Origin of the sequence: Pseudobutyrivibrio sp. C4, from assembly GCF_900111635.1 — a bacterium.
Classification (GTDB): domain Bacteria; phylum Bacillota; class Clostridia; order Lachnospirales; family Lachnospiraceae; genus Pseudobutyrivibrio; species Pseudobutyrivibrio ruminis.
The window spans coordinates 673,438-688,355 of sequence record NZ_FOHF01000001.1 but is presented as its reverse complement, the minus strand read 5'-3'; the positions used below and the strand labels follow the sequence as shown (position 1 = coordinate 688,355).

The window sequence follows — 14,918 nt, the reverse complement described above, 5'->3', positions numbered from 1 at the left end:
GGTGCTTATGAAGGTATTAAATTTCGGCTCACTTAATTTAGATTATACCTATCAGGTTCCACACATTGTCAGGGAAGGAGAGACTATTTCTTCTAACGATGTGCAGATGCATTTAGGAGGAAAGGGCTTCAACCAATCTGTGGCGTTAGCCAGAGCAGGAGTGCCTGTTTACCATGCAGGTTTGGTAGGAGAGGAAGGTCTGGATTTTTATGACGCATGCCAGGAATGCGGCATCAAAACAGACTATATCAAAACTGTAACCGGCAGATGTGGCCACACCATCATTCAGGTGGATGATGCGGGCCAAAACAGCATAGTTTTATTTGGCGGTGCAAATCAAAAGAACACAAAAGAATACGTGGATGAAGTTCTAAAGAACTTTGAAACAGGTGACATACTTCTTCTTCAAAATGAGGTAAATGAGCTCCCATATATAATTGATCAGGCCTTTGCGAAAGGAATGACCATTGTTTTAAATCCATCACCTATGAATGAAATAATAGATGAATGCGATTTGGGAAAGGTTTCCATATTTGTTTTGAACGAGACAGAGGGCCAGCAGCTGACAGGTCAGACAACACCTAGCACAATAGTTGCTGCAATGGAAGCAAGCTTTGCTAATGCAAAAATCGTTCTGACCCTTGGAAAGGGCGGTTCTATTTTCCACCACGGAGATGAGGAATTGTATCAAGCAGCTTTTGATGTGGATACAGTGGATACTACAGCTGCAGGGGATACCTTTACAGGATATTTGATTGCTGGAATTCTTAAAAAACAGCCTATGAGAGATGTGCTTGTGAATGCATCTAAGGCAGCTGCTCTTGCAGTTAAAAAACAGGGAGCCGCACAGTCAATTCCATTTATGTCAGAGGTAGAATTATTCAATATGTAATGATAAAACTGGTGCTTTCGAGTGCCAGTTTTTTTATTTGGGACAGTTCTAGATGTGGTGTCTATTTTCACAAAGTTTACATACTTTAGCACAAAATGTTGTAGAACTTAGTGCTTAATTGGTATAAAATTAGATTATACAAATTAATAAAGGAGCGTGACCCTATGAAGAAAAACTACGTACTAGACACAAACATCTTGATTCACTGCCCTACAGCACTTTTTGGTTTTGATGACAACAATGTTCTCATCACTACAACAACGTTGCAAGAGCTTGATTCAAAGAAAACTGCTTTTGCGGAAGTGGGCTATGGCGCCAGAGAGAGCATTCGAAACATCGAATCTGTTGAAGGCGATTATGCAAAGGGGGTTACGATGCCAAATGGCGGTACTTTTATCATCGCCAAAGAATCTGAATTTGAAAAGCTGATTCCAGCTGAGTTTTCTCTTGATAGGCCTGATAATAGAATAATCAACTGTGTACTGGGAATTGCAAAGCAATCTGAGCTAGAGACAATCCTGGTTACAAATGATATTTCCATGAGAATCAATGCTACAATGTGTGGCTGCGTTGTACAGGGCTATCACAACGAAATGATTCTTGATAATGAGAATTACACAGGTAGAAGGGATATCACTCCAGAAGATATCGAAAGTCCTTTTAATAAGGGCTTTATAGAAAATGAATTTGGGATTTGCAAGGATGGAAGCAATTCTGCTCTTTATACATTTAAGACAGATGGATGGCATTTACTGAAGGACAGAGATTTTTATACACCTTATTGTCAGCCAAGAAACGTAGGTCAGCGATTTGCATTGTATGCGCTATTAGCAAGCCCAGATGTACTTCCACTTGTTATATTAAAGGGTAGTGCAGGTACTGCTAAGACATTCCTTGCGCTGGCAGCAGGTCTTCAGGGGTATTATCATAACGGATACGATCGAATCATGATTACCAGAAGTAACACCCTTTCTGACAATGATTTAGGTTTCCTCCCTGGTGATTTGGAAGAAAAAATGACTCCTTTGATTGCTCCATTTATGGATAACCTGCAGGTTCTTTTGAAGGGCCAAAACGAGGAGAAAGAGCAGATTAAGATTCAAATTGAGGATATGTTTGAAACAGGTATCCTTGAGATTTGTTCATTGGCTTATATGAGAGGACGTTCACTGGTTAATTCATATATTATCGTGGACGAAGCTCAAAACTGTACAATTGGTCAGATTTTGGAAATCATCACAAGAGCAGGCAAGGGCTCAAAGGTAGTTCTTCTTGGTGACCCTGATCAGATTGATTCTCCAAAGCTTGACAGAAAGAACAACGGTCTTACATTTGCGGCAGAAAGAATGAAGGGCTCAACACTATGTGCTCAAATCACTTTCGAAGAAAGTGAAACTGTTCGTAGTCCACTTGCTGCAGAGGGCGCAAAGAGGCTGGTAGTTAAATAGTTTACTATTTCTTTTATTACAATAAATCCTCCTTTCAAGATGGGATCCCCTAAGGGTGCTTTGGGGATCCTATTTTTGTATTTCTAAAGTAAATGTAAAGAATTCTAAAATCTTTACTGTACTACTTGATATAATACAGAGAATGTGTATACTGAACTTAAACATAGTTTTAGAGTTTTAGGTATTACGGAGGAACGATTAATGAAAAAGAGAATAGCTATGCTTACAATCTGTATGGTTACAGCTACATCCATGTTGGCTTGTGCAAAAGATACAGGTTCACAGAATATAGATACATCAGAGGTTACAGAGCAGACACAGGAGGAAGAGAATACAGAAAAAGAGTATTCTAGTGCTTCAGCACCAGAAATTGCATATACATCTGTCAAGGCTGAGGGTTATGATTATTTCGAAGGCCAGGTACAGTGCCTTGAGATTACAGATAACGATCATCCAGAGCTTAAGGCAGCTATCGATGATTATTTCTCAGGCGTAGTATCAAACTTTAATGCTGGCATTGATAGCATGAACGAAGATGCTAAACAGCAGAATGAAGAAATGGGTGACGAAGGATACGAAATGAAGTATTCTGATAATATAACAATAGATTTAAAGCGACTTGATAATAAGGTTCTTAGCTTCATTCTTAATGATTACACATATATGGGCGGAGCACATGGCGGCGGCTCCTTTACTGGGGTTAGCTTTGATGTAGGAACAGGCCAGCAAATCACATTAGATGATTTGGGAGATGCTGATTCTATCAGAGAAACATCAAAGGAATACATATTAAACGCAATAGCTACATCTTCAGAAGAGGCTAGAGCAAACCTATATGAAGATGATGTAATTGATTATAAAGAAGTAATCGAAGAACAGTTTTCAAATGGATATCAGCCAGAGTTTTATTTGGACACATTAGGAATTACATTTATTTTCCAGCAGTATGATCTTGCTCCATATGCTGCAGGTATGATTTCATTTACTGTTCCTTATTCTGAGTACGATGAAATTGCCGACAGATATACTCCCCTTGAAGGTGCGTCATATGTAATTAGTCTTTCTAATGCAGGACTTAATAGCAGTGTTGATTTTGATGGCGATGGTGAGCTTGAAAACATCAGTGTAGTCAACACTTGGGATGAAGAATCTGACAAGAACTACTATATTTTAAGAGTAGATGATGAAGAGCTGAAAGAGGAGTCCGGCAATGGAAGCTGGATTACAGGATATTTTATTCACAATGATGAAGGTAATTTCGTTCTTCTTGTAAATGATGGAATCAGCGTAGATTTGTATGAAGTTTCAAATGGAATCGAAGCCAAAGGACATATGGATACGACACTTTACATAGAGGAAGTCACAGATTCAGGCTTTACACTTGGTGAGCATTTCTATGACGATAACAATGTAGGTTATTGGGATAATGAGGAACAGTACGGATTTGATTTTTAATAGCTAAATAAGGAGGGGGTTATGCGAAAAAGATTATTAGCACTAGTAGTTGTAAGTATGATGCTGTTTGCTGCAGCCTGCGGGGGAGCAGATTCAAGTGGTACAACTGAATTTGCAGCTACCGAATCAAAGTCATCTGGATATGATAGCTTTGGCTTAACCGACAGTGGGGATTACGAGGCTTATGAAGAGACTGGCTACTCCAACGAGAGTGATAGTGAAGTAGATGTAGATTTGGAGGAATATGATACCAGCCGCAAGCTGATATACACATCTTATATCAGTCTTGAGTCAAAGACATTTGATGATGATGTGGCTGCTATCAAGGACCTTGTTACATCTAACGGAGGCTATTTCGAAAGCACTTCATCATATGGTAATGAGGAATATGGCAGCAGGAGCGCTAGTTTTACAGCCCGTATTCCATCAGACAAATACGATGCTTTTATGAACAGTGTAGGAGAAGTAGGCTCGCTTGCATCTAAGAGCGAAAGTGTTGATGATATCACATCAAGCTATGTGGATGTACAGGCTAGACTAAAAAGCTTAAATACAAAGTTAGAACGCTTGCAGGAGCTTGAGGAGCAGGCTGAGAATCTGGAGGATTTACTGGAAATCGAAGATCGCATCAATGAGGTTCAGTATCAGATTGAAAGCTACACAGCTCAAAAGAAAGCTTATGATGACCAGATAGATTACAGCACAGTTTCTATCGACATCACTGAAGTTGCCACTTATAGCGAAGTAAAAGCAGATACTGCTTGGAATCGTTTTGTGGAGGCTTTTAGTAGCTCATTTGCAGGATTTGTAGCTTTTATTCAGGCTTTCGTGATAGCTATTATCTATCTATTGCCTTATCTTATTCTTATTGCAATTATTTTATGTATTATATTCTTTGTTAGAAAAAAGAAAGGAAAGGGGTTTTCTTTCAAGAAGAAGGATAAGAAGACAGACCAAAGCTAAAATGGATACATTAATGGAAGAGGACTATCAATAGTCCTCTTTTTTTGTTATAATACAGTAGTTTGATAGGTGATATTCTGCCACTAGTGCAGATTTCTTTATATTATTAGGAGGCAACATGAGAATAGGTACAGGTTATGATGTACATAAGCTTGTGGAGGGCCGCGATTTAATCATAGGTGGTGTTAAAATCGAGCACACACTTGGTCTTTTAGGTCACTCCGATGCAGATGTACTTTTACATGCAATATCAGATGCTGTTCTTGGCGCAGCAGGGCTTAAGGATATAGGGGCACATTTCCCAGATACTGATCCTAAATACAAGGGAGCTGATTCCCAGAAGCTTTTGGAAGAGGTTCGTGAGCTTGTTATGGACGAAGGCTATGTAGTTGGAAATGTGGATGCCACAGTTATTGCGCAGGCACCAAAGCTTCGACCATTCATTGAGCAGATGGAAGAAAATGTAGCCAGGTGTCTTGGTATAGATGTTTCCCAGGTTAATATCAAAGCTACTACAGAGGAGCATTTAGGCTTCACAGGAAGAGAAGAAGGCATCAGCGCTCAGGCAGTCTGTTTACTCTACGAATTTTATGATGGAAGCAATGTAGTGATGGACACAGGACGTAGCTGCGAAGGATGCGCAGGATGCAAAAGAGGAGAATAGTAATGGCAGGAAAATTTACATTTTACAATACTTTAGATAGACAGGTTGAGGAGTTTAAGTCAAACGAAGAGGGCAAGGTTAGCATGTACACATGCGGCCCTACAGTTTATCATTTCGCACATATCGGAAATATCCGTACATACATCATGCAGGATGCTCTTATTAAGTCATTAGAGTACGCAGGATACGATGTTCGCCGTGTTATGAACATCACTGATGTTGGACATCTTTCATCTGATGCAGATACAGGTGAGGACAAGATGGTAGCTGGCGCAAAGCGTGAGCACAAGACAGTTATGGAGATTGCAAAGTTCTACACAGATGCTTTCTTCAAGGATTTTGATGCAGTTGGAAATAAGCGTCCAGATGTTATCGAGCCTGCAACAAACTGCATTCCAGAGTTCATCCACATGGTAGAGGTGCTTCTTGAAAAGGGCTATGCATATGTAGCTGGTGGAAATGTTTACTTTGATACTAGCAAGCTTCAGGATTATTACGTATTCTCTTCATCAGTTGAAAAGGAAGCCCTTGAGGTTGGCGTTCGTGACGACGTAGAAGAGGATGTTAATAAGAAAAACAAGACTGACTTCGTTCTTTGGTTTACAAAGTCTAAGTTCGAGGATCAGGCTCTTAAGTGGGACAGCCCATGGGGCGTTGGTTACCCAGGATGGCACATTGAGTGCTCATGCATTTCAATGAAGCACCTTGGTGAATATATTGATATCCACTGTGGTGGTGTTGATAATATCTTCCCACATCATACAAATGAAATTGCTCAGTCAGAGGCATATCTTGGTCACAAGTGGTGCAATTACTGGTTCCACAGCAATCACCTTAATGACCAGTCAGGTAAGATGTCAAAGTCAAAGGGCGCAATCCTTACAGTTTCTGTTCTTCAGGAAAAGGGATATGACCCACTTGTATACAGATTATTCTGCTTACAGTCACACTATCGTAAGCCACTTGTATTCTCTTGGGAGAATTTGGACAACACAGTTCAGGCTTACAACAAGCTTGTAAAGCGTGTTTCAGAGCTCAAGAATGATGGAGCAGTTGATGAGGCTGTTAAGTCTGAATACGAGGCTAAGTTCCTTGAGGCAGTATCAAACGACTTAAATACATCAATGGCTATCACAGTTCTTTATGATGCTCTCAAGGCAGATACAAACGATGCGACAAAGCTTGCTCTTGTAGAGAGCTTTGATAAGGTATTATCACTTGATTTGATTGGACATGCGAAGGCTTTAGCAGATGATGCAACATCTGTTGATGCAGAGCTTGAAGCATTCATCAATGATGCAATTGCTCGCCGTGCAGAAGCAAAGAAAGCAAAGGATTTTGCTACAGCAGATGCAATCAGAGCAGAGCTTTTAGAAAAAGGTGTAGAGATTAAGGATACTCGTGAGGGAGTAGTATGGCAGTTGATTTAAACAGCTATTTTAATGAACAGTTTGGCATAGAGCAAAAGGATATTCGCACATATTCGCCTCTTACCCTTGCGTACATTGGTGATGCAGTGTTTGATATCATCATTCGTTCTATCCTTGTAAATAAGGGCAATACGCCCGTTAACAAGCTTCACCAAAGGGCAAGTCAGGTAGTCAAGGCGCAGACCCAGGCTGCTATGGTTTTGGCCCTTATGGACCAGCTTACAGAAGCAGAATCTGATTGGTATCGCCGTGGCCGCAATTCCAAGCCTCACACAAAGGCAAAGAATGCATCCACAATGGACTACCTGGAGGCTACAGGTTTTGAAGCAGTGCTTGGATACCTTTACCTAACCGGAGACATGGACCGTATATGTGAGCTTGTGACACGCGGTGTGGAAGCCGTGGAATTGGATATCCTATAATTATAGTTATTAGAAAGAGTAAGCTAGTAGACAGCAAGCGTAACTAGCGTAGGTTTTAGATATGGAAGAAAGTAGAATTGTAGAAGGCCGTAATGCAGTATTAGAGGCCTTTAGATCTGGAAAAACTATCGATAAGTTGTTTGTTTTGGAAGGCTGCAAGGATGGCCCAATCCAGACAATACTTAGAGAAGCAAAGAAAAGCAAAGACACAGTAATCAGCTTTGTTAAGAAGGAGCGCTTGGATCAGCTTTCAGAGACTGGCAAGCATCAGGGTGTTCTTGCATATGCTGCTAGCTATGACTATGTTGAGCTTGATGAAATCATGGAACGCGCAAAGGCAAAAGGCGAGGCGCCATTCCTTATCATCCTTGATAACATCGAGGATCCACACAATCTTGGAGCAATCATTCGTACTGCAAACCAGGTTGGTGCTCATGGTGTTGTTATTCCTAAGCACAGAGCAGTTGGGCTTACTGCAACAGTAGCGAAGGCTTCAGCTGGTGCTATCAACTACACACCAGTAGCAAAGGTTACAAACATCAGCAAGACAATGGAAGAGCTGAAGGAGCAGGGAATGTGGTTTGTATGCGCCGATATGGGTGGCACAACAATGTACGACCTTAATCTTACAGGTTCAATCGGCCTTGTAATTGGAAATGAAGGACATGGGGTTTCTGACTTAGTTAAAAAGAACTGTGACATGATTGCATCAATTCCTATGTTTGGTGATATCGATTCACTTAATGCATCAGTTGCTTGTGGAGTTTTAGCTTATGAAATCGTTAGACAAAGAATACAGTAATTTATCGGACGAAGAGTTAATCATAAAATATCGGGATGGCGATCAAGCCATCCTGAATTTTATATGTGAAAAGTATAAGCCTCTTGTTTTAAAGAATTCTAAAAAGTACTTTTTGGTTGGCGGAGAAAACGAGGATCTTATTCAAGAGGGAATGATAGGGCTTTTCAGCGCTATTGGCGACTATGATATTTCCTCGGATGTTACATTCTTCCATTTTGCGCAGATGTGTATTGATCGCCAGATGATTAAGGCTATCGAGGCCAGCAATCGTAAAAAGCATTCGCCATTAAATGCTTACGTTTCACTTTATGATGAGGATGGCTCGGAGAGAGAAGAGCCTGCATTTACTACCGATGATCCTGCTGAGATTGTTATCGAGGCTGAGGAGAATCTTGACCTTATAGACAGACTGAAAAAAGCCTTGTCTCCTATGGAAAAGCAAGTCTTTGAGTTATATATGCAGGATTATGACTATAGAGAAATAGCTGCAAGATTGGGAAAAACGGAGAAGTCCGTGGATAATACACTTACTAGAATAAAGTCAAAAGCAAAAGAGTTAATAAAATAATCCAATATGTAGACATCAAGCTCTGAGGTTACTCAAGTGAAATATCTTTGAACAGAGTAACTTCAGGCTTGTAGTCGTAACATATTGGATTTATAAGATTCCTTTGGTGTAGATCTCGTATAGTTCGGGGTCTACATTTTCTTTTATGCTGTCATAAACAGGAGTGGCTGCTTCGCGAATCTGTTCTCTTATATCATCGGAAAGTGGAATGATTTCTGTGCCGCTTTCCTCGATAGTAGCGATTCTTGATGCAATACGGTCATCAGACTGCTGACGAGCATATTCTGTAGCGATTGTAGCAGCCTGATTGATTATTTCTTGCTGCTCAGGTGTCAGAGTGTTCATAAACTCATCACTGGCTACAAGGGAGATTAAATGAGGCAGGTGATTGGTTTCAACAACATAATCCTGCTGCTCATATAATCTGTTTGAAACAATAACTTCATATGGATTTTCCTGGGCATCAATTGTGCCTTGCTGTAATCCAATGTATACCTCGGAGAAAGTCATTGGAGTAGGAGAGGCTGAAAGGCACTTCCAAAATGCAAGGTGATATGAGTTTTCCATTGTTCTGATTTTCTGTCCCTTGAAGTCTGAGAGGGAATATACAGGAGAGTTTGTAGTCATGACTCTGAAGCCCTGATCAGCGTATCCAAGTAATTGATAACCGCCTTCTACATAAACTTCTGATATCTTATCCATAAATTCAGGATTATCTACCTTTTCTCGGACATCATCGATTGTGCTGAAAAGACATGGCATATCGAATATAGCAACATCAGGAAGGAATGTAACCTGAGGTGCTGTGTTTTGTACGATAAAAGGAATATCGCCATCTTTGCAGGATTCCAGCAACTCCCTATCGCCGCCTAAAACGCTGTTAGGATATACCTGGATAACCATTTGGCCATCGCTAAGCTCGTATACTTCTTCAGCAAATTTTTCGGCATATATCTGAGTGACTGTATCCTCTGGGCTTGATGTGCCAAGAGGCCAAGCGTAAGTCTGGGTTTCAGATACAGCTGTGGATGTTCCGCAAGATGTAAATGATAAAACAATCATTAATGATGTTGATAAAGCTAGTAGTTGTTTAAATCTCATATTGTTTCTCCTGATACGGTTTATAAAAGAACTAAGCTGATGGCTGGAATGAATGTGATAAGTAACAAAGCAACTAAGAACATTAAAATCATAGGCATTGCCTTCTTAGCAATATCCATAACAGGCACATCTGTAAGTGAGCTTGCAACGAAAAGATTTACACCAATTGGAGGTGTTACAAATCCGATTGCAAGGTTAACAACCATCATAATACCGAAGTGAATGCCATCCATGCCTACAGCCTGAACAATAGGAAGCAGGATAGGAGATAAAATGAGGATGGCAGGAGTTGTATCCATAACCATTCCTACGATGAGAAGGAATAGGTTGATTACAAGTAAAAGGATAATCTTGTTGGTAAAATTATCCAGAATATATCCGCTGACAAGCTGTGGCACCTGCATTAAAGTAAGCACTCGTGAGAATGCTGTGGATGCAGCAAGAATGAAAAGGATTGGTGCGTAAGTTTTCATTGCTTCCACAAAAATATTCCATATATCGGAAATGCGAATTGTCTTGTAAACAAATAAGCTGACAACTAATGCATAAAATACTGAGATAACGGCAGCTTCTGTAGGTGATGCTATGCCGGCATAAATACAACCAAGTACGATGATTGGGCTAAGTATTGCAAAGAAGCTGTCTTTGAAGATTTTTCCAAATCCCTTTGCATGAAGTGCGTCGATTTCAGCGTTAATCTTTTCTTTATCTTCCCCGCAGCATTTGCAGTGAATGTAAGCGTAAAGCATTAAAAGCACGCTTATAAGGATTCCAGGAATGATACCTGCAATAAACAGGTTGCCTACTGATTCGCCGGAGGCCATTGCATACATAATAAAAGGAATACTAGGTGGAATGATAACACCAAGTCCACCGGCTACAGCGACAATTGCTGTAGAAAACTTTTTATCATATCCCATATTCAGTAGAAGAGGGATAGTCATGGAGCCAACGGCAGCAACTGTTGCTGGAGCTGAACCGGAAATGGCACCATAGAAAAGGCATGTGATGATTACAGCACATGGAACGCCTGCAGTTTTCTTACCAATAAAATATGAGAACACGTCAAATAACTTTTTGGAAATCTGACCGTGAGCCATAATGATTCCTGATAAAACAAACATTGGAACTGCAAGAAGAGGGAAGCTGTCGATACCGCCCACCATGGAACGGATTACATAGCTGGCACTTGCAGTAAATGAAGGATCAAATGCTCCTGGAAGTACAGCAACTATACCAAGTGAGATTGATACAGGAATGGCTATAATTAAGCAAATTACAAAAAGAATAAGTACAGTGATTGCGCTCATGCTTAATTTCCTCCTTCCTTGTTGCTGGTATTGTCCTGTTCGAGTATTTCTTTATTAAAGTTTTCCTGTGAAAGGAGATTACTCATAGAATTCTTGAGATTTGCACGTCTTTCAAGCTCTGCCAAGTGAGATGGCCAATCCTTGAGCTCTTCCTGATGGATGACATTATGCCACTCTAAAAACCATCTTTCTAAGATGCGGATAGCGCAAAGTGTAAAGCACACAAGTGGAGCTGACTGTACGTAATACATAGGAATTCCGCAGGCAGGAGAAACCTGACCGCTTTCTATAGTTGCCATAAGGTACCTGTATGCAAAAGGTATTAAATATACAAAGAAAACAAATTCTACTGTAAGATTTAATACTTTAACGGATGCCTTTTTTCTTGGCTTGAGATTTCGGATGAACTGGTCGATTTTAATTGAAATACATTTTTTGGTGCATAAGCTTACACTGAAAAATGCTGACCAGATAAATAGATATCTAGTGATTTCTTCTGACCAAGAGAGAGAAGCGCCTAGAATGTAGCGGCAGAAAATCTGAATGCCCATAATGACACTCATTGCAATAAGAAGAACGACCATGATGAATTCTTCAAGGTATTCGTCTACAAAGAAAAAAATACGTTTGATTCCCGTCATATAATGGTACCCCTTTGGCTAGTTTGTATGATATAAGTATAAACATTATGAAATACTTTAGCAAAGTAAAGTTAAAATAATTCAGAATATTTACACTAAATTCTTAAAATTAAAGGGCAATTTGTGCTAAGCACAAACCGCCCTTATAAGACTTAATAATTACATTGAACCATGTATAAGATTAAGTATTGTAGAAAGGTCTGATGCGTTCATCTGGCCTGGTGCAGAAGCTTTTCCAACAGCACCAAATGTGAGAGCAGAACCGAATGCTTCGCCGCAAAGACGGCTAACAAGTCCTGTGCCTGCCATAGACATTGTGATGATTGGACGATCTGCATAATTGCTTGCCATTTCTTCTGTTGCAGCAAGGAGTGTAACTACATCCTTTTTGCAAGTAGGCATAACAGCAATCTTTGGAATATCTGCGCCAAGTTCCTGCATTTTACGAAGACGAGATACGATATCGTCCTTGTCAGGAGTCTTGTCGAAGTCGTGGTTAGAAGCTACAACCTTAACTCCATTTGCATGAGCGCTAGCAACGATATCCTTAACAATATCATCACCTGTGAAAACTTCTACATCAACTAAATCTACCATACCAGTTGCAGCTGCATTCTTATTAAGTGTAGCGTAAGCATCTTTCTCGATAGATTTTTCTCCACCTTCTTTGCTTGTTCTGAAAGTGAAGAGGAGAGGTGTGTCGCCAAGAGCAGCTCTTAAATCCTTAAGAACGTCCTCAACCTTTGAAAAATCAAATACATCATCAAACCAGTCAACACGCCATTCAACTACATCATGTGCAACGCCGTTGAATGAAGCAGCTGCTGCGAGGATGTCTTCTTTTGTTTTTCCAACGATAGGCACGCAAATCTTTGGTACACCTTCGCCAATAACAACATTTCTAACTTTTACTGTATTCATATTATTTTCCTCTGTTTTATGAATTTGCCTCTACCATCTTAGTGTATCTAAGATTTACAAATAATCCAAGTAATACACCAACAGCTGTAAGTACGATGTTCATAACCATAACGCCAGATGGTGTCATCTGTGAAGCAGCTGTAAGGATAGTGTAGTTGCAAAGTGATGAAGCAATCATTACAAGTGCTGTAACTGTACCCTTAATTTTAGGGAAGAGCATGTTACATACTGATGTAGCAATCTGAAGAAGTCCGCCGGCACCAGCCCAACCGATAACGAATGCTGCAACCTTACATAATCCAACTGAAGGAGCTGAAAGAACTAAAATCAATGTTACAAGACAGATAACTGGGTATGCAACGATGAAACGAACGTCCTTAATCTTACGTGTAAGAAGAGCAGTAACGATAAGAGCAAGGATTGTACCCATTGAGTAATATGTCTGCATGATTGAAGGATCTTCCCAACCAACATTTGTCTTAGCAAAGTTCTGTGCACAGTTAAGCCATAACTGGAATGTACCTGTACATGTGAAACCGATAAGAATCATAGCAACTGACTCGATAGAGAAGTGAGTGTGCTTTAAGCTATCGATAAGACCTTCCTTCTTTTCAGCTGCAGCTGCATCTGAATCTGGAAGTGGAAGGATAAGGATAAGTACAAGTAATACGATGTAAGCAACGCCACAAACATAGAAGAGTCTGTTGTAAGAAACAAGACCTGCTGCGTTTGTTGCAACTGTCATTCCAAGGAAGAATGGAAGTAACATCTGTGAAATAGCGATAAAGAACTTAATTCCCATTGTAGCTACACCAGGAGCATCGCTGATAATCTCAGCAACAGCTGGGTAAATACCAGTATCAAGGAAAGAGTTTGCAATACCACCAACGATAGCGCAAATGTATGCGATCTGGTATCCACCGTTAACACCAGCGTTGAATGCCATAGCAAGACCGATGAGGTAGATAGCATATGAAGCTCCACCGATCATAACTGAAATACGACGGCCTAACTTATCTGAAAGAGGGCCTGCGAATGGAAGAGCGATAAGTCTACCAAGACCAAGTGCTGCTGAAATAGCAGTGATTGACATTACCTCTACGCCCCAGCTAGTAGCAAGAGCTTCCTTAATAACTGATTGTCCTAAGATTGAGCAACCAACTCCGTGAATAAAGTAATTCAAATAAAGAATTAAAGCTGCTGGAAAATATTTCTTGTTCATATTTTTCTCCTTAAATTTACTCGTACTTAATACCAAGTACTTCTTTCATGTGTTCGATTGGCATTTCTTTGCCTGTCCAAAGCTTGAATGCTGCAGCGCCCTGGAATAACATCATTCCAAAACCGTTCATTCTCTTACATCCAACTTCCTCAGCCATCTCAAGGAACTTTGTCTTTGCTGGTGCGTAAACTGTATCAGTTACGATAAGGTCTGGACGAAGATATGAAGTATCTGGTAACCATGTCTGGCCCTCAAGTGGCTTCATACCCATACCTGTTGCATTTGCAAGAAGGTAAGAATCAGCGATTTCTCTTCTAAGAGCGTCAAGGTCTGCTAAGTCATAAAGTGTAGCCTTGCAGTTTGTTCTCTCGTTGATCTTGTTAACTGTTTCCTGAGCGTTATCCCAGAAAGCATCCTTTACGTTGAAGATAGACATTTCTTTAACGCCATCAAGTGCGGCCTGAATCTGGATAGCAGTACCAGCACCGCCACAACCAACGATTGTCATTTTCTTTCCGATAACATCGATATCGTAGTCCTTAAGTGACTGCATGTAACCGATACCGTCTGTGATGTGACCTGTAAGAACACCGTTCTCATTTACGATTGTGTTTACAGCTCCGCAAAGCTCAGCAGCAGGAGATAACTTATCAAGATACTTACCTACTACAGTCTTGTTAGGCATAGAAACGTTTGAGCCTACAAGCTTAAGTGCTCTGATACCTTTTACAGCATCCTCGAGTGTGCTATTATCTACCTCAAATGCGAGATAAGCATAATCGAGACCAAGATATGCAAATGCTTCATTGTGCATAGCTGGTGAGCTTGAGTGTCTGATTGGATAAGCCATAAGTCCGATAAGCTCTGTGTGTCCTGTAATTCTTTCTGCCATAATTTTAATTCCTCCATAAATTCTTTAAGATTTTGCATGCCCTTTGTTAAAATCTTAACAGTCTTTATACATATATTTTAATGTGTATTACTGTATAATTCCAATACTTCTATTGCATATTATTAATAGCTTTTAGCTATCAATTGTGGTAAAATTGATAATAAGTAATGAAAATACAACAATTATA

At 40.1% G+C, this 14,918-nt stretch carries 15 protein-coding genes; 9 read left to right on the top strand and 6 right to left on the bottom strand.

All coding sequences use genetic code 11. The features are described from left to right. Window positions 1–7: 7 nt before the first annotated feature. The 9 genes from BMY66_RS03250 (at window position 8) to BMY66_RS03210 (ending at window position 8,644) form a co-directional block, all read left to right on the top strand. Window positions 8–892 carry a ribokinase gene (locus tag BMY66_RS03250; protein WP_044933888.1) on the top strand — a complete coding sequence of 295 codons (885 nt, stop codon included), beginning with the start codon at window positions 8–10 and terminating at the stop codon, window positions 890–892. 164 nt (window positions 893–1,056) lie between these two features. Continuing rightward, complete coding sequence (locus BMY66_RS03245) at window positions 1,057–2,340, top strand: PhoH family protein (RefSeq protein WP_044933890.1); 1,284 nt, start codon at window positions 1,057–1,059, stop codon at window positions 2,338–2,340. 201 nt (window positions 2,341–2,541) lie between these two features. After that, a complete protein-coding gene (locus BMY66_RS03240) occupies window positions 2,542–3,795 on the top strand; it encodes a DUF3298 and DUF4163 domain-containing protein (protein ID WP_044933892.1) in 1,254 nt (417 codons plus the stop codon). 21 nt (window positions 3,796–3,816) lie between these two features. After that, complete coding sequence (locus BMY66_RS03235; protein ID WP_049960229.1) at window positions 3,817–4,758, top strand: DUF4349 domain-containing protein; 942 nt, start codon at window positions 3,817–3,819, stop codon at window positions 4,756–4,758. Between the two features lie 118 nt (window positions 4,759–4,876). Continuing rightward, window positions 4,877–5,422: a 2-C-methyl-D-erythritol 2,4-cyclodiphosphate synthase gene (gene ispF / locus BMY66_RS03230; RefSeq protein ID WP_044933894.1), complete on the top strand. Its 546-nt coding sequence runs from the start codon at window positions 4,877–4,879 to the stop codon at window positions 5,420–5,422. Between the two features lie 2 nt (window positions 5,423–5,424). Then, window positions 5,425–6,852: a cysteine--tRNA ligase gene (cysS, locus tag BMY66_RS03225; protein ID WP_090394102.1), complete on the top strand. Its 1,428-nt coding sequence runs from the start codon at window positions 5,425–5,427 to the stop codon at window positions 6,850–6,852. Further along, window positions 6,837–7,274: a Mini-ribonuclease 3 gene (locus BMY66_RS03220; protein WP_044933898.1), complete on the top strand. Its 438-nt coding sequence runs from the start codon at window positions 6,837–6,839 to the stop codon at window positions 7,272–7,274. The genes cysS and BMY66_RS03220 overlap by 16 nt, the downstream gene beginning before the upstream one ends. 61 nt (window positions 7,275–7,335) lie before the next feature. Further along, entirely contained in the window at window positions 7,336–8,076 is a 741-nt protein-coding gene (gene rlmB / locus BMY66_RS03215; RefSeq protein WP_033153880.1) for a 23S rRNA (guanosine(2251)-2'-O)-methyltransferase RlmB, read from the top strand. After that, window positions 8,048–8,644: a sigma-70 family RNA polymerase sigma factor gene (locus tag BMY66_RS03210; protein WP_044933900.1), complete on the top strand. Its 597-nt coding sequence runs from the start codon at window positions 8,048–8,050 to the stop codon at window positions 8,642–8,644. The genes rlmB and BMY66_RS03210 overlap by 29 nt, the downstream gene beginning before the upstream one ends. Window positions 8,645–8,734: 90 nt before the next feature. Here the strand turns inward: BMY66_RS03210 and BMY66_RS03205 are convergent, their stop codons facing one another. The 6 genes from BMY66_RS03205 to BMY66_RS03180 all read right to left on the bottom strand — a co-directional run bounded on the left by BMY66_RS03205 (window position 8,735) and on the right by BMY66_RS03180 (window position 14,731). Further along, window positions 8,735–9,706, bottom strand: coding sequence for a TRAP transporter substrate-binding protein (locus tag BMY66_RS03205; protein ID WP_081821950.1), 972 nt, complete (start codon window positions 9,704–9,706; stop codon window positions 8,735–8,737). A gap of 59 nt (window positions 9,707–9,765) precedes the next feature. Then, the gene (locus BMY66_RS03200) at window positions 9,766–11,055 is read right to left on the bottom strand and encodes a TRAP transporter large permease (RefSeq protein ID WP_044933904.1); all 1,290 of its coding nucleotides are present in this window, start codon (window positions 11,053–11,055) and stop codon (window positions 9,766–9,768) included. Window positions 11,056–11,057: 2 nt separating this feature from the next. Continuing rightward, window positions 11,058–11,696: a TRAP transporter small permease gene (locus BMY66_RS03195; RefSeq protein WP_330387041.1), complete on the bottom strand. Its 639-nt coding sequence runs from the start codon at window positions 11,694–11,696 to the stop codon at window positions 11,058–11,060. Window positions 11,697–11,855: 159 nt separating this feature from the next. After that, window positions 11,856–12,617 (bottom strand): type I 3-dehydroquinate dehydratase, encoded by a 762-nt coding sequence (gene aroD / locus BMY66_RS03190; protein ID WP_090394101.1) that lies wholly within the window; start codon window positions 12,615–12,617, stop codon window positions 11,856–11,858. Window positions 12,618–12,633: 16 nt separating this feature from the next. Beyond that, window positions 12,634–13,839, bottom strand: coding sequence for an MFS transporter (locus BMY66_RS03185; protein ID WP_074790652.1), 1,206 nt, complete (start codon window positions 13,837–13,839; stop codon window positions 12,634–12,636). A 16-nt stretch (window positions 13,840–13,855) separates the two neighbouring features. Beyond that, window positions 13,856–14,731, bottom strand: a complete 876-nt coding sequence (locus BMY66_RS03180; RefSeq protein WP_044933910.1) for a shikimate dehydrogenase — start codon at window positions 14,729–14,731, stop codon at window positions 13,856–13,858. Window positions 14,732–14,918: the final 187 nt, after the last annotated feature.